Consider the following 21237-nt stretch of genomic DNA (forward strand, 5'->3'; position numbering starts at 1 on the left):
TCATGAAAATTTAAGGATGATGGCATTTTCCAGTGTGCAACACTTCGGCATGAACATAATCAAGAACGATCTCACTGAGCGGACCGGCGTGTTGTGCCATCGCTGAAAATAGCGCTTCGACTTGCGTTTCATCCAAATAGCAGAGTAGGCCTTCCAGTACAAAAAAACATGCTTCACCTTGCGGTATAAGACAAAGGTTTATTATTTCGGTCACATCATGGTCTTTGATGGATAACGACGAATTTTATTTTTATAAAAATTCTCATTGATTAGATATTAACTGTACCTTTAATACATTGACTGAATTACATCGGTTGTTGCTATAAACTGAGTATCACTTCACAATATTTAATTTTTAGTACCTTATACGTTTTATTAAGCGTGATTTAATCATCGTAGACGTTATACTGGATTATCGTTGGATAAAGTAGGTGATGAAAAGACGATAATGGTGAATGTTGTTAATGCCAGTCAAGTAAATAATACGTTAGGTGATTGATTTAATGAATGGTTTATTTTCCTGATAAATTAATTAGTTATTCGTTATGTGTTTTATTAAATAGGACGGTTAATAAGGATGTCTATTATGTAAGTCATTCATTTGAATTGGGAAAAACCGCTAATGGCTAAACACTGCTACTGTACGAATGCCGTATAAAAACGGAAGTATTTCGGCTGTGCCGATTTGGACAGTTATGCTGCATGTTATTTTATAGTCTCTATAAAGCCTGCTGTTAATAATGTACTCATTGCAATATAAGTAATCAATATGAAAGATAATAATTGTAATCATGATGCAATGTTCAAAGCCTTTTTGGGTGAGGTGAGCGTTGCGCAAGATTTTTTTAAGATACATTTGCCTCCTTCATTACAGAGGTTATGTGATTTTACGACATTAAAAACCTGTTCTAATACCTTTATCGAAGAGGATCTGCGTCATCATGCCTGCGATATGTTATATTCTGTAAACACAACTTACGGTGAGGGTTATATTTATTGTTTGATAGAACACCAGAGTCGTCCAGACAAAATGATGGCATTTCGCTTGTTGCGTTATAGTTTAGCGGCGATGAAGCAACATGTAGATCAGGGTTTTAAGCAATTACCCGTAGTGATACCCCTGCTATTTCATCAGGGAACCCGGCCCTACCCTTATAGCACGGATTGGCTCGACTGTTTCGCTGACACCGGGCTAGCAAGAAAGATCTATTCTGCTCCTTTTCTGCTGGTCGATGTGGCAACAATGCCTGATAAGGAGATAATGACACATCGTCGGATTGCGCTCCTGGAGTTGGTGCAAAAGCATATCTTCTTACGTGATTTGCTCGCTCAGGTTGATCGAATAAGTGAGTTGATGTCCCAGTCGCAGCTTTCGTTGGGGCTACGTAAAAGCATGCTGTATTATATTGCTAAGGCCGGTGATAGTGATGATGTTAAGGCATTTTTTGCTAAACTGGCGCTGCAGAATAAAGATTATCAGGAGGAAATAATGACATATGCGCAACAATTAGAACAGGTTGGCCTTGAAAAAGGCCTCGAAAAAGGCCTCGAAAAAGGGCGAGTAGATGGACTGTTTTTCGTCGCCAAAGCGATGATGTTAGATGGCCTTGATACCACCTCGGTCAAAAAATATACCGGTTTATCTGAAAAAGAACTTGTTGATTTGGTCAATTAATAATTACTCGTAATTATTATCGATACGCATTTATTGCCAGTATTTTTTTATCTGGTGGCACCGATAACCTTGGCCTTCTGAACTGCACCCCAAAAGTTGGACACCTAACTGAGTAAGGTGTTTTTTTATGGGTAAACCAAAGCATTCACTGCGGCAATGCCATTGATCAGCAAAAGAACGTAATCGTTCTCACCACCCATTCCAACTCATTTAACACCGATACCATCACACCGGCTGGAAAAGTCACCGCATAGTTTCTCTATAATTCTCGCAACAGGATATGTCGTATTAACCGGTGGAGAGGGCCGCTTCAGGCCGCTTGATGAAACAGGAAGTTACTGAGACAAGGTGGATTTCGGTCTGAATGCAATAGGCCCCTCGTCCTTTGGGGCAGATTGAAAATTAAGGTTACATCGTTATTTCCAATAAAGCTGTTTTTGGATAGTTGGTGATATTATAAAGTCACGCCAAATACTAGTGACGATACTTTTAGAATGAACCTCGTGCACAGCGATATGGCGGGTTGGCAATGTGACACCAGAGATCGCGCAATACGGAGCAGGCATGACCGGTAATTCTGGTGATGAACTGACCAATCCAGCACTGCTCCCTCGATTTTTGCAGACGGAGTTTCAGGCCCGCAGGCTGAATGGGCTATTGCTCGTTCTGGTCAATCCTTGCGGTCTGCTGCTGATGGCAACGCTTATGGTGAATCTTTCCGCCGCAAGCCCTGTGGATGCGGCGCAACAGAAGTGATTTCCAGTAAAGGTTACGGTGCGCTAACCTACTGTGGTTTTGTCATGATGGCGGCCAAGGGCTGCCATCATAATACCCTCTCTGGAGGAGGACATGCGTAAATATATACCAGCGCTGCTGGCAGTTTCACTCATAGGATGCGTTGGTGGCCATCAGCCCATGGCGCAAGCCGGTTTACCCGCGGTGGATATCGATAACGGCACCTTGGCCAAAATCGACCAGATCATTGTCGGCCAACGCGCCCAGGCGTCGCAGCGCGATCTGGGTGAGCGCATCACGGCCATTTCCGCCAACTTTTTAGGCACGCCTTATGTCGCAAACCGACTGGTGGGTTCACATCGTGTAGCGGAACGGCTGGTTATTGATTTTCGCGGGGTCGATTGTTTTACTTACCTGGATTATGTCGATGCACTGAGTAAATCCACCAGTCCGGAACAATTTAACGATCGGCTCAGGCAAACCCGCTATATCAATGGTGATGTCAGCTACGCGCACCGAAAACAATTTTTTACCGACTGGTCATCTTTATTGCCCTTAAACGCCATGGATATTACCCGCGCTGTCAGCCCCAGTGCCATCACTATCCTTAAGACGCTCAACCAGACTGCCAACGGAGGCAAGATTTTTCCGTCGTTAGGCGTTGAAACCCGTGCTGTCAGCTATATCCCGGCCAAGGCTGTCAGCAGTGCGGTCATCGGCCGGCTAAAAAGCGGCGATTTTATCGGTATCTATACCCCGACGGCCGGTATGGATGTCACCCATACCGGAATTTTTATCATGACCGACCGAGGACCGGTATTACGAAATGCGTCTTCCCGCGCGGGGTATCGAAAGGTCGTGGACTCGCCCTTTTTGGCCTACATCAGAAAGACCCCGGGTATTGTAGTGCTCAGGGCTATATGAGTTGTTGGGGGTTGTCACCGTTTCTTTTATCAGCGCATCGCCGGAGATGCAGGTCAACCGGATTCTGACCGAAGACAAAAGGATCACCACTAGTGGTATTCTCGCTGAGTATAACCGGGCGAAAAATTGTTACTTTTCCGCCATCCATGCCAGTACGTCTTCAACGTTCAGCACGTCGGCATAACGGGCGTTCAAATCCAGCAAGGTAAAATCCAGCAGCGACTTACTGCGATCGCCAATCACCTCGCGGGGAAGGATGACGTGCATTCCCTGCTGGAACGCCTCGATGGCGGTGGCGCGGATGCTGCCGCTGGCAGTAGCACCCGCCAGGATAAGCGTATCGATACCCTGGCTGGCCAGATAACCCATCAAATCATCATGATGGAGATCGGAAATGTAGCAGGTCTCTTGGCAGCGGTCGAATGGGATATCAGCCAGTGCATCATCGATCTGGTTGAGATAGCTATCGTCTTTGAGGACGGTCAGCGAGGGGAATTTTTTGCCCCACAGCCGGGAAAATTCATGGTCCGCCCGGTAGATGGTTTTCGTGAAGATCCTCGGCAACTGATGGTCGCCGGCCTGGGTCAGTAGGCGATGGAGCGCTATTTTATCCAACGGTGTGCTGATCGCCAGGGTTGAACCCACATCCAAAAATGCATGGGTGACATCGCGCACCAGCACCGCTGCCCGCTGGCCGAAGCCAATTTTGCCAGCGAAGCCAACCTGTGCGTAAATGCGCTGGATTTCGTCGGCCAGATAACGCCGCTGACCACCTGGGGTATAGACCACCTTGAGTCCGAACGTTTTGACCTCACCGTTTTCCTCCAGCCGACGCAATGTGCTGGCGGAAATGCCTAACATCCTGGCCGCATCGGAGACCGTCAGCAGTTTATCGTACATGGTGGTGTGTCCTGGAATTTCAGATGAAAGTCAACGTTGCGCCGAGGAAAAGATATTATACGGTGAAGCTGCCCGGCTGTCGCGCCCCCAGTACAGAGGCGCAATGAGATCGTTTACTGCCGACAAACTGGGGGTAGGAGAGTATGCCAGTCGGTTAACTGCTGGAAACGCATACCGAGATCCACCAGTGCCTGCTCGTTGCCGGTGCGGGCTATCCACTGAATGCCGATAGGTAGGCCAGAGGAGGAGAACCCAACCGGCACAGTGAGCGTAGGCACACCCGCGTTTGTGAAGGGCATATTGAACGCCGGCGAGCCGGTGCGTTCCAGGCCATGGGGCGCCAGCGTTTGGGTTGCGGGCGTCATCAGAATGTCCACATCATCGAACATCGCTGCCAACTCTGCCTGGTAACGAGCCCGGCAATGCTGCGCCTGCAGATAGTCATGGGCCGACACGGCCATGCCTTCGCGCAGAAATTCCTGCAGGTACTGACCATAACGCTCAGGGGTGCGTGTGAACGTCTCCCGGTGATAGTTGGCGCATTCGGCCATCATTACCGTCTGATGGGCGGCATTGGCAGCGATGAAGCTGTCCGGCATGCCAACAGGTTGTAGACTGGTCCCGGCATTTTCCAATAGTGTCATCGCCTGTTGGCAAGCGCTTAGAATAGCATCATCGGCGCTGGCGAAATATGGATGCTCTACTATACCTATGCGCAAGGGGCCACACTCCCGGCAGACCAAGGGCGCGAAGAGCAGGCGCTCGGTAGCGGGATCGCGGGCGTCGGGGCCGGCAAGCGCGTTATACACCAGTATGGCGTCCTCTACACTGAGCGTAAACGCACCCACATGATCCAATGTCTCACTCACCGGGATCACCCCGGCTTTGCTGATGCGGCCATAGCTGGCCTTCAATATTGAGACGCCGTTAAAAGCCGCAGGGCGTGACAAAGAACCGGCGGTCTGAGTGCCAAGTGTCATCAGCGCCATGCGTGCGCCCATGGCGGCAGCGGAACCACTGCTCGATCCCCCCGGTGTATGCGCCGGGTTCCAAGCATTGCTGGTTGCCGGTGGAGTACCGAGGTTGGCGAATTCAGTCGTGGAGGTTTTGCCAAGCAACTGCGCTCCCTGCGCGTGCAACCGGTCGATGACACTGGCGTTATCCTGAGGTACAAAACCCTTGAGCACACGAGATCCGGCTTCGGTAGCGATGCCCTGGGTAAAGAAGATATCCTTGGCGCCATAAGGAATGCCGAACAACGCGGTCTTGCTGGCAATGGCGCCCAGCTGTTTATCCAGTTCGCGCGCGCGCAGACGCGCCGCGTCCCCATTCAACCGAACCCAGGCTTTCACCTGCGGATCGCGTAATGCGATCCGGGTGAAAAAATGCTCCAGCAGTTCACTGGGCGACACCTTGGCGTCCTGCAATTGACGCCGGGTTGCGGCGATGCTGGCGAACGCCGAGGCGTCCGATAAACATGTCATATTTTACTCTTCCTTATTGTTGAGCGGCAAACTGTGGGTCGACAACTTTCTCGTAGGGCATGTCGCCGGTGATATTACCGACGAATTTCTGGATGTTGATAGCGGTGGCTAACGCCTCGGGGCTGATACGGGTGTTGGCGGGATACACGTTGCTGTCTATCATGCGTTGTACCGCCGCATCCACCAGTTTGCCGTCCAACGAACCAAACTCCTTACGCGCCACTTGTTTGGCGATATCCGGGTGTAGGCGGATAAATGCCAGGGATTCATTGATGGAGCCAACAAATCGCCGCACCAGATCCGGATTATCCTGAATCAGTTTCTCCGAGGTATTAATGGTGGAAAAAGCATACTGCGGATAGTCCTTGGTAAAATCATAAATAACCTTCAATCCCTGTCCCACGCCCTGATCAACCTGAGGTTCATAGGCGACCGCCACATCGGCTTGACCCGCTAGAACGGGTCCCAGCTCCGAGCCGTTCTGCACTTCCTGGATCTTGACATCTTTTTTCGGGTCAAGATGGTTTTGCTGCAGCAATCTCAGCAACAGGGTATTGGAAGTCCCGGGTGCCAAGCCCACGGCGATACGTTTGCCTTTGAGTGAGGCTGGGCCACTGAAGTCAACGTTCGACTTAGCTAATATCCATACCGGCGCGCTGTTGGCGACCGCACTAACCGCTTTGACCTGCCCGCCCTGGCTTGGGCAGATCCTGTGCTTATAATGGCGGTAATTTATTGTGAAATAGGCAAAGGGTTCATCAATAGGTATCGATAGGCGTTTTACGTTATATTTGTCTCTTGGGATCAATACCGACGTTATTGATATCTACGCAATAGACAACGCCCAAACGCGGCGCGAAACTGACAATAACAACAATATTATCCGGGCAGTCTCACCAGAAACTGAACAGGGCGTCAATCCGATGGCAAAAATTAATGGGATAATGATCGAACACATCGTTGATCATGTTGGCGGTCGCGACAATATTATTGTTTGCGGTAACTGTATGACGCGGTTGCGTCTCACCCTTAAGGACCAAGATCAAGTCGACCGGGATGCACTGAAAAAAATCGCCGGTGTGATGGGCGTAATCGAGGGAGACCAGCAGTTACAGATCGTTTTGGGTCCTGGCAAAGCACAAACCGCTGCGGATATGATGAATGCCTTATTGGGCCGCGCTGAGACCAACGACACCGATGTCCCCCGCGACCTCGGTGCCATCGCCTTAAAGAATAAAAAGCAGCTCAGATCGCAACAAAACAGCGCAATTCAGAACTTTTTCACCAAGTTCGCCACCATATTTACCCCGCTGATCCCCGGTTTTATCGCTGCCGGATTGCTGCTGGGGATTGCCACTCTGCTAGAACAAAGCCTGGTCATCGGCGTTGCGTCACCCAATGCCTGGACGATTGGCATCATCGGCTACATGAAAGTATTCAGTAAAGGCTTGTTTGCTTTTTTGAGTATTCTGATTGGCTATAATGCGCAAAAGGCATTTGGTGGCACGGGAGTGAATGGCGCCATTATTGCCTCGCTGTTTGTGCTTGGCTACGTCCCGGACGCCAAGGTCGGTTATTATTCAGGTATCGACAGTTTCTTTGGCCTGCCTATCGATCCCAGAGGCAGCATTATCGGCGTGCTGATCGCCACGATTCTGGGGGCCTGGGTCGAACGTACGGTGCGCAAATGTATACCCGATAACCTGGATATGATTTTGACCTCGATGATCACCCTGTTAATCATGGGGGCGGTGACGTTTGTGGTTATCATGCCGGCAGGAGAGGTTTTATACAACGGCATGTCATGGCTGTTTTTACATTTGAACGGTAACCCGTTCGGCAGTGCTGTTCTGGCGGGGTTATTCCTGCTCGCGGTCATGTTTGGCATTCATCAAGGGTTTGTCCCGGTTTATTTCGCTTTAATGGATGCCCAAGGATTCAATTCGTTGTTTCCAATCCTGGCTATGGCCGGTGGGGGTCAGGTGGGGGCGTCAATGGCGTTGTTTGTCAGGGCAAAAACCGGTTCGGTGCTACGTACCCAAATTAAGGGGGCCATCATCCCGGGCATTCTCGGCATTGGAGAGCCTTTGATTTACGGTGTGACGCTACCTAGGGTAAAACCGTTTGTCACGGCCTGTCTTGGGGGCGCCATCGGCGGGTTTTTCCTGGGAACCATCGCTTATTTGGGACTCCCTATCGGCCTCAATACTGTTTTTGGTCCCTCCGGCATTGTGTCTATTCCGCTGATGACGTCCGCGCAGGGCATCTATGCCGGGATGATGGTGTATATAGCCGGGCTATTGGTATCTTACACGGCCGGTTTCATTATCACCTGGTTTTTCGGCAGCAAGAATGTTGATCTGAGTTAATCCGGGCTACTCGTTGGGGCGGAATCTGAATATTCCAGACGAAAAAAAACCAACCACAAGTGGTTGGTTTTTCTCGGGATAGTTTGGTCGGCATGAGAGGATTCGAACCTCCGACCCCCGACACCCCATGACGGTGCGCTACCAGGCTGCGCTACATGCCGACTGCATGGGCGCCTATACTACCTTGTCCTGCGTTGAATGCAATAGCCCATTGAATTGATTGCTTTAGATTTAAACAGTTAATTGGCAATAAAGCGTTTTTCATCTGTCAACACCTGTAAAAGCAGCGGCAGTTGGGGTTTTTCCCGACGTAATAGGTTACCCCGCAGGTCAAAGGTGAGATAACTCCCGTTGTTTTGCAACCAAATAGTTTGCGTCAGCGTATTGATGGCCAAGGTACCGCTTTCAGCGCTGACCACCCAGGCATGACGCCGACGCGGGGCAAAGAGATCCTCACCTTGGGTGTAGTCGCTGTCATCGGTGTTGGTGTGCAGCAAACGGCGCATCAATGTCTCGGTAACATCATTATGGCCGGTCAATTTGCTGACTGTCTGTGCCGGTGTACCTGGCCAGTGTACAATCAACGGCACCTGCAGCTGGTACCGATTAAGTTGGGTGCCGACTTCGTCATGGCCATTAGCCTGATCGTTTAACTCCAGGCCGTTAGCCGCAGTGATGACCACCACGGTATGGTCCAGATCGCCTTTCTCGCGCAGTGTAGACAAAATTTGGTCGATATAACCATCAAGATGTTGTGCGCCCTGTTGGTAATGGGCCACCAGACCAGCGCTGTTATTTTGCGTGGTGCTAACATCGGTGCCGTTGAACTCCACATAAGAGAACCACGGGGCGCTGCCCTTGAACGTGGTTCGCCATTGTTGCCACTGCTGGACGGTTTGGGCATCCGTTTGTCGTTTGGGTTCCGGCAGACTGAAATCGGTCAATAGTGCCTGGCGATCCAGTGGACTGCTAAACCCGTTCGAGGAGAACAGGCTTAACTGATAACCCTGCTTGGCTAAAGCGTCCAGCAGCACCGAGGTTTTACGCGCCGCCATCACGCCATCTAGATAGGATGCGGAAATGCCGTAAAACAGTCCAAACAGCCCGGTATCAGTGCGATTGCCGGTGCTAAAGTGATTGAGAAAGCGAATATTGTCACGGCCAAACTGTTTTAATGCTGGCATCCGTTGGTCGATAGTCTGGTTACGTAACGCCCCGGTGGTGATCAGCAACAGATTATAGCCACTGCCTTGGTCTTGAAACGTGATGGGACTTAACGGATATTCCACTGCCGCCGCATCGGGGTTGCCTTGCTCAATGAGCCGTCGTTCGTACGCTTGAGCATTAAGTAGACCATGGCGTTCCAGAAAACGGCGCGCGGTCATCGGGTAGGAGAGCGGCAGATTGGAGCGCTGCATGGTGATTGACCGGTAGAAATTGGCATCCGCCCAGATATACATGATGTGCGAGGCAAAAAAAGCACAAAACAAGAGGGTCGCCACCGGTTTGCCGATCCTGAGCCGGTTGAGGCTGCGCAGCTTCTGCCAAGACCAGGTGGCGAACAGCATTTCGATCAGAAAGATCACCGGGATACCGATAAACATCAGTTGCCAGTCGCGCGCCAACTCACCGGGGTCGGGGTTGACCACCAATTCCCAGACGAATGGATTAAGATGCAGATGGAAACGGGTGAAAACCTCGGTATCAACCAAAAGCAAGGTCAGAGCAGATGTGGCGATAATGGCCGATAAAAAGCGCATCAGGCGCTGCGACATCACCACAAACGTCAGCGGGAACACTACCAGCAAATACAAAGTGAACCCGATAAAACTGAAGTGCCCGATCCAACTGCTTAAGGCGTAAATGCGTCCCAGTAGAGATCCGGGCCAATCGGCGACAAATAGATAACGGCTGCCAAGCCCTAGGCTAAGCAGAATATTGAAAAGTGCAAACCAGTGACCCCAGCTGATCATCTGGGAAACCTTGTCACGGTAGCGCTGGCTATTTGTCACCATAAATCAATCTTGACAGTATTGAATGTTAATGGGAATCGGAATCGGCTGCCCGCACGGACGACAACAAGGCCGCACTGAATGAATTGGCCAAGGTCTGGCGTTGTTCCGGCGCCACGCTGGTATTGATCACATGGGTAATCATATTCCCTAATACCATTAATGCCAGATCTGTGGGGGTACGGTGTTTGTCCAACACCGCCGACAGCTCGGTCAGCAAAATTTCAACCTGTTCGTCACTATAACGGGATGCTTGCGGCATAATATAGTCTTCATAGCCTATTAAAGTTCGCTATCTTACCGTATCAACTCCTCTTTTTCCGCTTTTTTATCGCGCTAACGCGGTGCGACGCATACTCAATGCTTATCCTGCACACAACATTGGTTGCGGTTTCGGGCTATTCGGTGGTTGAATACGCCCCTGACCTGAAGGAGAAAAAATCATGAGCCTGGATATTGACCAGATTGCCCTGCATCAGCTAATCAAACGTGATGAGCAAACACTGGAACTGGTGTTAAGGGATTCTCTGCTGACGTCCAATGCGGCGGTAGACGAGATGATGGCGGAATTACACCGGGTGTATAGCGCCAAGAGCAAAGCCTACGGGGTGTTTAATGAGTCCAGCGAACTGGCGAGTGCGTTGCGCGCCTGTCGCAAAGGCGATGAAGATTTTCTGGCATTTTCTCGCGCTGCCACCGGCAGGTTGCGTGACGAATTGGCAAAATATCCGTTTGCCGAAGGCGGCATTGTGCTGTTCTGCCAGTATCGCCATCTGGCGGTGGAGTATTTGCTGGTGACGGTGCTCAACAGCCTTAGCAGTATGCGAGTCAACGAACAGCTGGATATCAGCAGCACCCATTATCTTGATATCAACCATGCGGATATTGTGGCACGTATTGATTTGACGGAGTGGGAGACTAATCCGGCGTCTACGCGTTACCTCACGTTCCTAAAAGGGCGAGTGGGGCGCAAGGTGGCCGATTTTTTCATGGACTTCCTCGGTGCCAGCGAAGGGCTGGACACCAAAGCGCAGAATCGAGGCCTGCTGCAAGCGGTGGATGACTACTGTGCCGATGGCCAGTTGGATAAAAATGAACGGCAAAACGTTCGCCAGCAGGTGTATGGCTATTGTAAAGAGCAACTGCAGGCGGGTGAGGAAATTGCAGTGGCTGACCTGTCGGCCGCGTTGCCGCCGGTGGGCGATAAAACCTTTGAAGCGTTTTCCAGTGAGCAGGGTTATGCACTGGCAGAGAGCTTTCCCGCCGATCGCGGCACCTTGCGCCAACTGACCAAATATGCCGGCAGCGGCGGCGGAGTGACACTGAATTTTGATGCGCAACTGCTGGGCGAACGCATCTTCTGGGATGCCACCACCGATACGCTGACCATTAAGGGTACGCCGCCGAACCTGCGCGACCAGTTGCAGCGCCGGCTTAACAGCGGTAACTAAAGCCTTACGGGGTAGTGGCGGCAAGCCACTACTTCAATAGCGCCGCCACCCAATTTGCGATGCTGGCTAACCCAACGGGTGGTTGTGTCCTGCATGAGTGGGCGCGTAGTGCAAAAAAAAACGCCGCGTAAGCGACGTTTTTTATAGACCTATCGATTTAGCCGCGATTATACGCGCACAAAGTCGATGTGAGTCAGTTTAGGTTTGAACGGATGACGTTGTACCGCTTGTACCTTAACTTTGGTTTCGACGCCGTCGATGACCAATGACAATGCATCGCTGTAGAAGCCAGGTTTAGTCTGGGTATTCAGCACGATTTCATGGTCCATCTCGATAGAGACTGGCGCTTCGGTGCCGCCATAAACGATGGCGGGGAATTTATTCGCTAGACGCAGGCGGCGGCTCGCACCCTTACCCTGATCTTTACGCACTTCTGCATTAATAATTAACATGTATGTTCTCGATACTATAAAGTAACCCCACTACAGGCGACCCAGCAGCAGGTTGGATAGATGTGCTTTAGATGAAAGCGGGCGGAATTCTACCGGAATATCATCTGCGGAGCAAATAAAACCCCCTCAACCACGCAATTCATGGGCTAGGCGAAACCGCCCCTGGTAGTCAAAAATCTTTTCGCGTACCTGCCAGAAATGACCCTGGCGCCGGGCAACGACAAAATCCGGCGCGCGCAGTCGGTCTTGCGCCGCCATAATATCGGCGGCAGTGTGCCAGCGGAACGCTACCCCCGGCGCGCGCTGGTGTAGCAGGATAAAACGCTGTTCAAACACCCGACGCTGGGGTGGGGTTTGCAGTCTGAACCGCTCGGTGACGTCGGCCCCGTCTTCGTCATGGTAGGTTATTCGCAGCCACTCGCCTTTTTCATCCCGTCCCTCCATCAGGCTCATACCACTGCAACGCAGCACCAGGGCGTTTTTCAATCTGAGCGCCGCTTTAAGCATATCGTCGGGATCCACCAAGATGGCGTCGCATTCATGGCAGCGCCGTGCGGCAATATCATTCTCGGCACCACAATTAGCGCAGATTTTAAAACGAAACCGAAAATCACATTGCCGGCGTTCACCACGTTCATCTTCTTCCCAGCCCTGGCAACGGCGGCCGTAATGTTCGATCACCTCGCCGTCAGCAGCGGTTTTGCCCCAAAACAGGTTGGCGAAACCGCAACGAGGGCAAAAAACCTGTACCGGACTGCCGGTGCCGTGGGGCTTGGGCTGCCCCACCTCCGGCGAGAACAAGTCATGGCCGTTGCCGGCGTAATCCAGGATCAGGCATTGGGTTTTGCCGGGAAATAACCGTAGGCCACGCCCGACAATCTGTTGATACAGTCCGACGGATTCAGTGGGGCGCAGGATGGCAATCATATCCACATGGGGGGCATCGAAGCCGGTGGTCAGCACCGCCACATTGACCACATAACGCAGCGCCTGCCGGCGAAATTCTCCGATTAACCGATCGCGTTCCGCTTGCGGGGTATCCGCGGTGATCAATGCTGCCTGCGTGGGCGGCAGCAGTCCGAGAATTTCCCCGGCGTGCTCGACGGTGGCGGCAAAGATCATGACGCCACGTTTGTCGGCGGCATAAAGCTCGATTTGCCTGACGATAAGCGGGGTGATCCGTCGCTGCCGACGCAGTTCCCCGTTAAGCTCAGCTTCAGGATAATAACCGCTGGTATTCGGGGAAAGTCGGCTGAAATCGTAATGCAGCAGCGGCATATCCAGGCGTTCAGGGGGCACCAGAAAACCGTGTTTGATCATGTAGTGCAGCGGCAACTCGAAGATACAGTCGCGGAAAAAGCAGTTTTCGTCGCCACGGATCATGCCGTGATGGTGATATTGGTAAATCCAGCCTTTGCCGAGGCGAAACGGCGTAGCGGTTAATCCCAAGATACGCAGCGCAGGGTTGGCTAAACGCAGATGGCGGATAATCTGCTGATATTGGCTATTTTCATCGTCACTGAGTCGGTGGCACTCATCAATAATCAATAACGAAAAGGCTTGGTCAAACTGCTCAAGATTACGCGCCACCGATTGTACGCTGCCGAATACCACCTTACCGTGGCTTTCGCGTTGTTGCAGTCCGGCGGCGAAAATGTCCGCATCCAGGCCCAGCGCACGGTATTTTTCATGGTTCTGCGCCACCAGTTCCTTGACATGAGCCAGAACCAATACCCGGCCATGGGCCAGGCGCGCCAATTCGGCTATCACCAGGCTTTTCCCTGCCCCGGTGGGCAGAACGATTGCCGCGGGTTGGGTGTGACGACGGAAATAAGTGACTGCTGCATCTACCGCCTCGCGCTGGTAGGGCCTAAGGGTAAACGCCATGAATAAATGAATCTCTTTGTCTACTAGGCTATGGACACAAGCCCCGTTATACTGACCATCACACATGCGGCAAGTGCTGCCCTTCCTGCACGATCCCTGGAGCACCGGACCTAAAACCCGGTTACACGCTGTGCCGATTTCGATCGACCGCGGCTCCATCGTCAGGTATTTCCCAAGATTACAGGCAAAACAGAGTTAATGCGACTGGACAAATTTTTATCTCAACAATTGGGTATCAGCCGGGCGCTGGTCATCCGCGAACTGCGCGCCAAACGGGTTACCATTGATGGTGATATCGTCAAACAAGGTGCTTTCCAACTACTGGCGCAGCATGAAGTCCGTTTCGACGACCAGATCCTGCATCAGATCCTCGCGCCGCGCTACTTTATGCTGCATAAGCCCCAGGGTTATGTCTGTTCCACCGACGATCCTGATTATCCCACCGTGCTCTATTTTATGGACGAACCGGTACCGGACAAGCTGCACGCGGCGGGCCGTCTGGATATTGACACCACTGGCCTGGTGTTGATGACTGACGACGGACAATGGTCGCATTGGATCACTTCACCCAAACACCACTGCGAGAAAACCTATCGGGTCACGCTGGAAAATCCGTTGGATGACGATATCGCACGTCGCTTTAGCGAAGGCGTGATGCTACATGGTGAAAAACTGCCCACCCGCCCGGCGCTTCTGGAAGCGTTGTCCGAGCAAGAGGCGCGGCTGACCATTAGCGAAGGGCGATATCATCAGGTCAAACGCATGTTTGCCGCGGTGGGAAATCACGTCACCGCCCTGCATCGCGAACGAATTGGTGCCATTGTGCTGGACCTGGATTTGCCGCCCGGAGAATATCGCGCGTTAACTCCAGCTGAAATTCAAAGCGTCGGCGCACCGGCAAAATAATCTAAAGTGTGGTCACGGTGCTGGTCAATAGGGCATAACAAGAGTGGGGAGTGGTGCAACGTGCAAGCTGAGCGAAAATCCAACATAGGGTTCATTGTCATACTTGGGCTGCTGTCGATGCTGATGCCCCTGGCCATTGATATGTATTTGCCGGCGATGCCGCTGATCGCCCGTGAATTCGGCGTAAGCCCCGGCAGTGTACAAATGACCCTGAGCGCCTATGTGCTGGGGTTTTCGCTGGGGCAGCTATTTTATGGGCCGCTGGCCGACAGCCTGGGCCGCAAACCGGTGATTTTGTTTGGCACGTTCTTTTTTGCCGTCGCCGCCGCTGCCTGCGCGTTGTCGCAATCGGTGGAGCAGTTGATTAACATGCGGTTTATGCATGGGTTGGCGGCGGCTGCCGCCAGTGTGGTTATCAATGCGCTAATGCGCGATATGTTCACTAAAGATGATTTTTCGCGCATGATGTCCTTTGTGGTGCTGGTGATGACGGTGGCCCCCTTGCTGGCACCGATCATCGGTGGCTGGTTGCTGCTCTTGTTCAACTGGCATGCCATCTTCTGGAGCATGTCTCTGGCCGCGCTGGTGGCCACCGTGCTGGTGATGTTGTATATCCATGAAACCCTGCCTAAGGCGCGGCGACAACCGTTTCGTCTGCGGACCACCATCGGCAACTTCGCTGCTTTGTTCCGCCATAAGCGGGTATTCAACTACATGTTGGCCAGCGGTTTTTCGTTTGCCGGGATGTTTTCGTTTCTCAGTGCAGGCCCCTTTGTTTACATCAATCTCAACGGTGTATCGCCGCAAAACTTCGGCTACTATTTTGCTCTTAATGTGGTGTTCCTGTTCCTGATTACCCTGATCAATAGCCGTAGCGTAAAACGTTTCGGCGCGCAAATCATGTTTCGCCTTGGGCTGATTATTCAGCTGTTGATGGCGATATGGCTGCTGGTGGTGTGTGCGATGGACCTCGGCTTCTGGCCGCTGGTACTTGGCGTGGCGGCCTTTGTCGGCTGTGTGGCCATGGTGACCTCCAATGGTATGGCGGTGATCCTCGACGATTTTCCCCATATGGCGGGCACCGCCTCGTCGCTGGCCGGCACCCTGCGTTTTGGCGTTGGGGCGATAATCGGTGCCATACTGTCGCTGGCCACGTTCAACAGCGCCTGGCCAATGGTGATCTCCATGGCCGGTTGTGCCCTGTGCGCCATGCTGTGCTACCTGTATGCTAGCCGACCGCGCAAGGTTCGGGTACGCGTTTGACGTGACGCTGTGAGCGGGCTACCCGGCACGTATGCTGTTGGGTAGCCCGGCACAGAGAAAAAAAACAGCGTTTCTCACCTTCCTTGCTACGACCATGTTAGTGGTTTTGAGCGGCGAAATAATGCGCCTATGGCGAGTTTATTCTTTATTGTCATTATTTTTTGATGTTAACTTTATTGCCCTTGGGGAATGAGGTTGATGTTATTTTATTTAGACAATAAATCAAAACCAGCGTCATTTTTTTGTATTTTTGTATACATCAAGGGAATGAAATCATTAACTTGATGATTGCTATTTATGTTTTTATTCAGTAAAAGCTCAATGATTGCTAGAGTTTTATACTCTAGCGCTAGCCATAGCGGGGTGAAACCTACATTATTTATAGGATCAAAATCGATATCATCACAGGATAAAAGCAGCTCAATCAGGGCAAAATGCTTTTTTGACAGAGCTAACGCGAACGGGGTATTCCCGTCTCCATTAAGGATATTGATGGCATGTCTTTGATGATTGAGTAATATATTAACAATTTCAATATTACCACGCTTGGCCGCAACATGAAAAACGGTTGCTGCCCAAGCAAAACGGCGGGATCTTGACCTATCTCAATCAACATGCTGAACGGATAGGGATTGTTTTTATTTGATTTTTTAAATAAAAGGTTATTTTCGATCTCCTGTTTAAAGGGTTCTATAAATAATTGCCATTCAGTTTGAGGTGGAGGGGGTATTTTTAATGGGGAGGTAAAATCACAATGACTATTTTTAGGCTGTGAGCTATTACAGCATAAACTAAATTATATCGTGTACTTTATTCATTCCATTAAAATTGACTTTTTATCGGTAGCTGATGGTGCGTTATTTACTTTTGAAGCCGTTGAGAACCATGAAGGGATCAATGTGATGTCGATAACCTGTGCCGAATGGACGGAACCGCTAACTGTCTAGGGATGTTATGCCGTGGTTCATATGGGGCCCAAGGTGTCATCCTTCCCTGTGAACATGATTTTTTACGTCTAGTTACAAATAGCTATAAACCAGCACTTGTAATTATTTTTGGTGTAATGATAATCAATATCGTTTTAATTAACATTACATTGGCTCGTGTCGACTGCCATTCAACCACAAGGTAACGGTTATGTTTGTGCCCTTTCTGATTATGTTGCGCGAAGGCCTGGAAGCAGCGTTGATCGTCAGTCTGATTGCTGGCTATTTAAAAAAAACCGGCCGTGGACGTTGGCTAAAAGCAGTGTGGGCCGGGGTTATCAGCGCTGCGCTACTGTGCTTGCTGCTAGGTATTGCCATCAATGAGACCACCGGTGAGTTTCCGCAAAAGCAGCAGGAACTGTTTGAGGGCATCGTGGCGGTGCTGGCAGTGGTGATCCTGACCTGGATGGTGTTCTGGATGCGTAAAATGTCCCGATCGATTAAAACGCAGTTGGAAAGCGCCATCGATCAGGCGTTAAGCAATACTCGTGGCCAAGGTTGGGCACTGGTGGGCATGGTGTTTTTTGCGGTGGCCCGGGAAGGGCTGGAATCGGTGTTTTTCCTGCTGGCAGCCTTTCAGCAAGATGTGGGTATCAACGCGCCGATCGGTGCGCTGCTCGGTTTGGCCTGTGCCATAGGGTTAGGCATGCTGATGTATTACGGTGGTATTCGGCTGCGCCTAGAAAAATTCTTTAAATGGACCAGCCTGTTTATTTTATTCGTCGCCGCCGGGCTGGCGGCCAGCGCCGTCCGCGCGTTTCATGAAGCGGGTCTATGGAATGGTTTTCAAAACGTTGCCTTTGATTTTAGCCAAACCCTTTCCACTCATTCGCTGTTTGGCACGCTGCTTGAAGGCATGCTGGGTTACCAGGAAGCGCCTAGCGTGAGTGAAGTTGCGGTGTACCTGATCTATTTGTTACCGGCCTTGTTGCTCTTTTTTCTGCCGGCCCGTGGTGGTCGTGCGGCCAAGGTTATCGGATAAATTTTCTTAAAATGCTCCATTATTCAGGGTAAAACGATATGTCTTCTATGCATCACTTTTATCGCCGTATTCTTCCTGCAGCCTTGCTGGTGGTTCCGGCGCTTAGCGCACCTTTTGGTACGGTACAGGCCGCCGATATCCCTCAAGTAAAAATAACGGTAAACGATAAACAATGCGATCCAATGGCGCTTACTGTAAAACCTGGCAAGACCCAATTCATCATTTATAACGCTAGCCAAAAGGGAGTGGAGTGGGAAATATTAAAAGGCGTCATGGTGGTGGAAGAACGAGAAAATGTGGCGCCGGGTTTTACCCAGAAGATGACCGCTACTCTAGAACCAGGGGAGTATGTGATGACCTGCGGCCTGCTAAGCAACCCCAAAGGTAAGCTTACCGTAACGGCTGATAGTGGACAAAGTGCAGCCAAACCGGACGCCATGGCTTTGGTTGGACCGATTGCCGAGTATAAGGTCTATGTCATGCAGCAGGTGGGTGAATTGGTGACGCATACCAAAGCCTTCACCGAAGCAGTAAAAAAAGGCGATCTGGCTACGGCCCAGAAGCTGTATGCGCCAACCCGTATCTATTACGAAAGAATCGAACCTATCGCTGAGCTGTTTTCCGATCTTGACGGTAGCATTGATGCTCGTGAGGATGATTTCGAACATAAATCTGCCGATCCGAAATTTACCGGTTTTCATCGCTTGGAAAAAATACTGTTTAGTGACAAAACCACTGACGGAACCGCGCCATTTGCCGACAAACTGTATTCCGATACTCAGGACCTGCAACAGCGTATCGCCTCTCTAACGTTCCCGCCAAGTAAAGTGGTTGGCGGTGCGGCGGGCCTGATCGAAGAAGTGGCGTTCAGCAAAATCAGCGGTGAAGAAGATCGCTATAGCCGCACTGATTTATCCGATTTTCAGGCTAATATCGACGGTTCGCAAAAGATCGTCAATCTGTTACGTCCGCTGCTGCAAAAGGCCAATGCACCACTGCTGGCCAAGATTGACGGCAATTTTGTCAAGGTGGATAACGTGCTGATTAAATACCGCACCAAACAAGGATTCGAATCCTACGATAAGCTGACCGATGCGGATCGCCATGCTCTTAAGGGGCCGATTACCGCGTTAGCGGAAGATTTGGCGCTGTTACGCGGTGTGTTAGGTTTAGATTAGGACATAGTGCGCGATGAGCTCAAATAACCATCATAATCAGCATAAAAATACTGCCGAGTCGCCGTCCCGACGCCGCTGGCTAAAGGGCATGGGCGCGATGGGTACCGCACTGGCCTTACGCAACGCCAAGGCGGCGCCGGTGCCCACTGCGCCCGCTCAGGGTCGGCAGTGCGTGGATACCCGCTGGCAGCGCCAGGCGTTTTACGGCTTACGCCAGTCCGGCATTACCACGTCGCAGCAGGCGAATATGATGTTGGCCTCGTTTGACGTACTGGCCACGGATAAAAACGATCTCCGCCGACTGTTTCGCCTGTTAACCGAACGTATCGCTTTTTTGACCACAGGGGGACAGGCTCCGGCGGTGGATGACAAGCTGCCGCCGATGGATTCTGGCATTCTTGGCGAACATATTGCGCCGGATAATCTGACCATCACCGTGGCGGTGGGCGATACCCTGTTTGACCAGCGCTTTGGCCTGAGGGCGTTAAAACCCCGTCAGCTGCAAAAAATGACTGGCTTTCCCAATGATGCTTTGGACGCTGACCTGTGTCATGGCGATCTGCTGCTGCAAATTTGTGCCGACGGTGCGGATACCGTGATCCACGCGTTACGCGATGTGATTAAACACACCCCGGATTTACTCAGTGTGCGCTGGAAGCGCGAGGGATTTATTTCCAACCACGCGGCGCGCAGTCAGGGAGAAGAAACTCCGATCAACCTGCTAGGGTTTAAAGATGGTACCGCTAATCCTGACACCCATGATGACGGTGCCATGGATCGGGTAGTATGGGTAGGGGAGGGAACGGACGAGCCGGCCTGGACAGTAAACGGCAGCTATCAGGGGGTGCGTATCATCCGTTTTCACGTCGAGTCCTGGGACCGCACCCCGCTGCACGAGCAGCAGACCATTTTCGGTCGCGACAAGCGCACTGGCGCGCCGCTGGGGATGCAACATGAACATGATGTACCGGATTACACCCAGGACCCGGCAGGTCATATTATCCCCCTTGATGCCCACATGCGTTTGGCCAATCCCCGTACTGCCCAGACGCAATCGAACCTCATGCTGCGCCGTGGCTACAGTTATTCCCTCGGCGTCTCCCGCGCTGGGCAGCTTGATATGGGACTGCTGTTTGTCTGTTTCCAAAAGGATTTAGAGCAAGGTTTCCTCACCGTTCAACGCCGACTGAACGGCGAAGCACTGGAGGAATACATCCAACCCATCGGCGGCGGCTATTTCTTCGCCCTACCTGGCGTAAAAACCCCAGGAGAATACCTCGCGCAGGCACTCTTAACCTGAGACCGACCACAACCACACCACCGCAGGTTTTAACGCCAGCCAAGACGCCGATCCTCACCACGGCGGGCTGTTAACACCGGCATAAAGCGCCAAACGCCCCCCGCCCCATGCGGGGGTTTAACATCCCAACCCCCCAACCACCACCCCCACCTCACCACGATAGGTTTTAACGCCAGCCAAGACACCGATCCTCACCACGGCGGGCTGTTAACACCGGCATAAAGTCCGCCGACGAAGCTCATTTCCACCGTGCGAGCCGCCGGGAGCGGCGAGAGGTCAGGCCGCGCCGGGAGCGCGTCCTGGCCGGCACCGAGGGGGAAATGAACAGAGGAGGGCATCGCGCAGCGACGGGCGATCTGCCGGGAGCGCGGGGTCGAGGGGCCGGCGCGACGGCCAGCCCCCGTCGATTGCCCGCACGGGGGCACATAAAAAAGCCCCAACTCGCGGCAAGCGAAACCAGCCCATGCCCGCATGCCCCACCCAACTCGCGGCAAGCGCAACCCCCCTCATGCCCCTCACCATGTTTGTTATTTGTAAACAAGAGTGGCGCTTTAAGTTATGCAAATGCATGAAAAAAGGTTGCGTTCATTCGGTTAAAGCGGTACATATAGGCCGAAAAAGCGATCTATATCCCATTTATCAAGTAAATGAGATTTTTTTTGTAAACAAAATAGCTGATATTGTCACGTTGATATTATAGTAATGTGATAGAATTGTTATAAATTATAGCTAA

The 21237-nt window shown here is 51.6% G+C and carries 18 protein-coding genes, 1 tRNA gene and 1 pseudogene; 10 read left to right on the forward strand and 10 right to left on the reverse strand.

What is annotated here, in order from left to right:
• Positions 1-10 precede the first annotated feature (10 nt).
• Positions 11-214, reverse strand: coding sequence for a hypothetical protein (locus tag SJI19_RS01265; RefSeq protein WP_323476429.1), 204 nt, complete (start codon positions 212-214; stop codon positions 11-13).
• A 555-nt stretch (positions 215-769) separates the two neighbouring features.
• Between SJI19_RS01265 and SJI19_RS01270 the strand changes: the two genes are divergently transcribed.
• From SJI19_RS01270 to SJI19_RS01280, 3 genes are all read left to right on the forward strand, one after another.
• Positions 770-1675: an Rpn family recombination-promoting nuclease/putative transposase gene (locus tag SJI19_RS01270; RefSeq protein ID WP_323476430.1), complete on the forward strand. Its 906-nt coding sequence runs from the start codon at positions 770-772 to the stop codon at positions 1673-1675.
• Positions 1676-2239: 564 nt separating this feature from the next.
• Entirely contained in the window at positions 2240-2431 is a 192-nt protein-coding gene (locus tag SJI19_RS01275) for a hypothetical protein (RefSeq protein WP_323476431.1), read from the forward strand.
• A gap of 93 nt (positions 2432-2524) precedes the next feature.
• On the forward strand, positions 2525-3334 hold the full coding sequence (locus tag SJI19_RS01280; protein ID WP_323476432.1) for a DUF1460 domain-containing protein: 810 nt from the start codon (positions 2525-2527) through the stop codon (positions 3332-3334).
• Between the two features lie 129 nt (positions 3335-3463).
• On the opposite strand, the gene SJI19_RS01285 is transcribed toward SJI19_RS01280, so the two are convergent.
• The 3 genes from SJI19_RS01285 to SJI19_RS01295 form a co-directional block, all read right to left on the reverse strand.
• Positions 3464-4234, reverse strand: a complete 771-nt coding sequence (locus SJI19_RS01285; RefSeq protein WP_323476433.1) for an isochorismatase family protein — start codon at positions 4232-4234, stop codon at positions 3464-3466.
• Between the two features lie 113 nt (positions 4235-4347).
• Complete coding sequence (locus tag SJI19_RS01290; RefSeq protein WP_323476434.1) at positions 4348-5718, reverse strand: amidase; 1371 nt, start codon at positions 5716-5718, stop codon at positions 4348-4350.
• 13 nt (positions 5719-5731) lie between these two features.
• A complete protein-coding gene (locus tag SJI19_RS01295; protein ID WP_323476435.1) occupies positions 5732-6526 on the reverse strand; it encodes an ABC transporter substrate-binding protein in 795 nt (264 codons plus the stop codon).
• A gap of 115 nt (positions 6527-6641) precedes the next feature.
• Between SJI19_RS01295 and murP the strand changes: the two genes are divergently transcribed.
• The gene (gene murP, locus SJI19_RS01300) at positions 6642-8087 is read left to right on the forward strand and encodes a PTS N-acetylmuramic acid transporter subunit IIBC (protein WP_323476436.1); all 1446 of its coding nucleotides are present in this window, start codon (positions 6642-6644) and stop codon (positions 8085-8087) included.
• A gap of 84 nt (positions 8088-8171) precedes the next feature.
• Here the strand turns inward: murP and SJI19_RS01305 are convergent.
• The 3 genes from SJI19_RS01305 to SJI19_RS01315 form a co-directional block, all read right to left on the reverse strand.
• Positions 8172-8248, reverse strand: a tRNA-Pro gene (locus SJI19_RS01305).
• A gap of 78 nt (positions 8249-8326) precedes the next feature.
• Positions 8327-10102, reverse strand: a complete 1776-nt coding sequence (gene yejM, locus SJI19_RS01310; protein ID WP_323476437.1) for an LPS biosynthesis-modulating metalloenzyme YejM — start codon at positions 10100-10102, stop codon at positions 8327-8329.
• A 25-nt stretch (positions 10103-10127) separates the two neighbouring features.
• Complete coding sequence (locus SJI19_RS01315) at positions 10128-10361, reverse strand: YejL family protein (protein WP_323476438.1); 234 nt, start codon at positions 10359-10361, stop codon at positions 10128-10130.
• A 181-nt stretch (positions 10362-10542) separates the two neighbouring features.
• On the opposite strand from SJI19_RS01315, the gene yejK reads away from it, so the two are divergent.
• Entirely contained in the window at positions 10543-11550 is a 1008-nt protein-coding gene (gene yejK / locus SJI19_RS01320) for a nucleoid-associated protein YejK (protein ID WP_323476439.1), read from the forward strand.
• A gap of 167 nt (positions 11551-11717) precedes the next feature.
• Here the strand turns inward: yejK and rplY are convergent, their stop codons facing one another.
• Together rplY and SJI19_RS01330 are read right to left on the reverse strand one after the other, a co-directional pair.
• Entirely contained in the window at positions 11718-12002 is a 285-nt protein-coding gene (gene rplY, locus SJI19_RS01325; RefSeq protein ID WP_323476440.1) for a 50S ribosomal protein L25, read from the reverse strand.
• 126 nt (positions 12003-12128) lie between these two features.
• On the reverse strand, positions 12129-13889 hold the full coding sequence (locus tag SJI19_RS01330) for a DEAD/DEAH box helicase (RefSeq protein WP_323476441.1): 1761 nt from the start codon (positions 13887-13889) through the stop codon (positions 12129-12131).
• Positions 13890-14087: 198 nt separating this feature from the next.
• Between SJI19_RS01330 and rsuA the strand changes: the two genes are divergently transcribed.
• The gene (gene rsuA / locus SJI19_RS01335) at positions 14088-14795 is read left to right on the forward strand and encodes a 16S rRNA pseudouridine(516) synthase RsuA (RefSeq protein ID WP_323476442.1); all 708 of its coding nucleotides are present in this window, start codon (positions 14088-14090) and stop codon (positions 14793-14795) included.
• A gap of 60 nt (positions 14796-14855) precedes the next feature.
• The gene (locus tag SJI19_RS01340; protein ID WP_323476443.1) at positions 14856-16058 is read left to right on the forward strand and encodes a Bcr/CflA family multidrug efflux MFS transporter; all 1203 of its coding nucleotides are present in this window, start codon (positions 14856-14858) and stop codon (positions 16056-16058) included.
• A 206-nt stretch (positions 16059-16264) separates the two neighbouring features.
• Here the strand turns inward: SJI19_RS01340 and SJI19_RS24765 are convergent.
• Positions 16265-16615, reverse strand: a pseudogene (locus SJI19_RS24765) (ankyrin repeat domain-containing protein); the annotation flags it as partial.
• 580 nt (positions 16616-17195) lie between these two features.
• Here SJI19_RS24765 and efeU point away from each other — a divergent pair.
• From efeU to efeB, 3 genes are read left to right on the forward strand one after another with little or no spacing between them, the layout of a single operon-like run.
• Entirely contained in the window at positions 17196-18026 is an 831-nt protein-coding gene (efeU, locus tag SJI19_RS01345) for an iron uptake transporter permease EfeU (protein ID WP_323476444.1), read from the forward strand.
• A 47-nt stretch (positions 18027-18073) separates the two neighbouring features.
• The gene (gene efeO / locus SJI19_RS01350; RefSeq protein ID WP_323476570.1) at positions 18074-19204 is read left to right on the forward strand and encodes an iron uptake system protein EfeO; all 1131 of its coding nucleotides are present in this window, start codon (positions 18074-18076) and stop codon (positions 19202-19204) included.
• Between the two features lie 13 nt (positions 19205-19217).
• Positions 19218-20504, forward strand: a complete 1287-nt coding sequence (gene efeB / locus SJI19_RS01355; protein WP_323476445.1) for an iron uptake transporter deferrochelatase/peroxidase subunit — start codon at positions 19218-19220, stop codon at positions 20502-20504.
• Positions 20505-21237: the final 733 nt, after the last annotated feature.

The sequence above is a fragment of the Acerihabitans sp. TG2 genome (assembly GCF_035013185.1).
Lineage (GTDB): Bacteria > Pseudomonadota > Gammaproteobacteria > Enterobacterales > Enterobacteriaceae > Acerihabitans.

Excerpts from the sequence above, each read along its gene's own strand:
- SJI19_RS01270 (WP_323476430.1), top strand. The coding sequence starts at position 770 with ATGAAAGATAATAATTGTAATCATGATGCAATGTTCAAAGCCTTTTTG.
- SJI19_RS01330 (WP_323476441.1), bottom strand. The coding sequence starts at position 13,889 with ATGGCGTTTACCCTTAGGCCCTACCAGCGCGAGGCGGTAGATGCAGCA.
- rplY (WP_323476440.1), bottom strand. The coding sequence starts at position 12,002 with ATGTTAATTATTAATGCAGAAGTGCGTAAAGATCAGGGTAAGGGTGCG.
- SJI19_RS01315 (WP_323476438.1), bottom strand. The coding sequence starts at position 10,361 with ATGCCGCAAGCATCCCGTTATAGTGACGAACAGGTTGAAATTTTGCTG.
- SJI19_RS01285 (WP_323476433.1), bottom strand. The coding sequence starts at position 4,234 with ATGTACGATAAACTGCTGACGGTCTCCGATGCGGCCAGGATGTTAGGC.
- rsuA (WP_323476442.1), top strand. The coding sequence starts at position 14,088 with ATGCGACTGGACAAATTTTTATCTCAACAATTGGGTATCAGCCGGGCG.
- efeU (WP_323476444.1), top strand. The coding sequence starts at position 17,196 with ATGTTTGTGCCCTTTCTGATTATGTTGCGCGAAGGCCTGGAAGCAGCG.
- murP (WP_323476436.1), top strand. The coding sequence starts at position 6,642 with ATGGCAAAAATTAATGGGATAATGATCGAACACATCGTTGATCATGTT.
- yejK (WP_323476439.1), top strand. The coding sequence starts at position 10,543 with ATGAGCCTGGATATTGACCAGATTGCCCTGCATCAGCTAATCAAACGT.
- SJI19_RS01290 (WP_323476434.1), bottom strand. The coding sequence starts at position 5,718 with ATGACATGTTTATCGGACGCCTCGGCGTTCGCCAGCATCGCCGCAACC.
- SJI19_RS01275 (WP_323476431.1), top strand. The coding sequence starts at position 2,240 with ATGACCGGTAATTCTGGTGATGAACTGACCAATCCAGCACTGCTCCCT.
- efeB (WP_323476445.1), top strand. The coding sequence starts at position 19,218 with ATGAGCTCAAATAACCATCATAATCAGCATAAAAATACTGCCGAGTCG.
- efeO (WP_323476570.1), top strand. The coding sequence starts at position 18,074 with ATGCATCACTTTTATCGCCGTATTCTTCCTGCAGCCTTGCTGGTGGTT.
- yejM (WP_323476437.1), bottom strand. The coding sequence starts at position 10,102 with ATGGTGACAAATAGCCAGCGCTACCGTGACAAGGTTTCCCAGATGATC.
- SJI19_RS01280 (WP_323476432.1), top strand. The coding sequence starts at position 2,525 with ATGCGTAAATATATACCAGCGCTGCTGGCAGTTTCACTCATAGGATGC.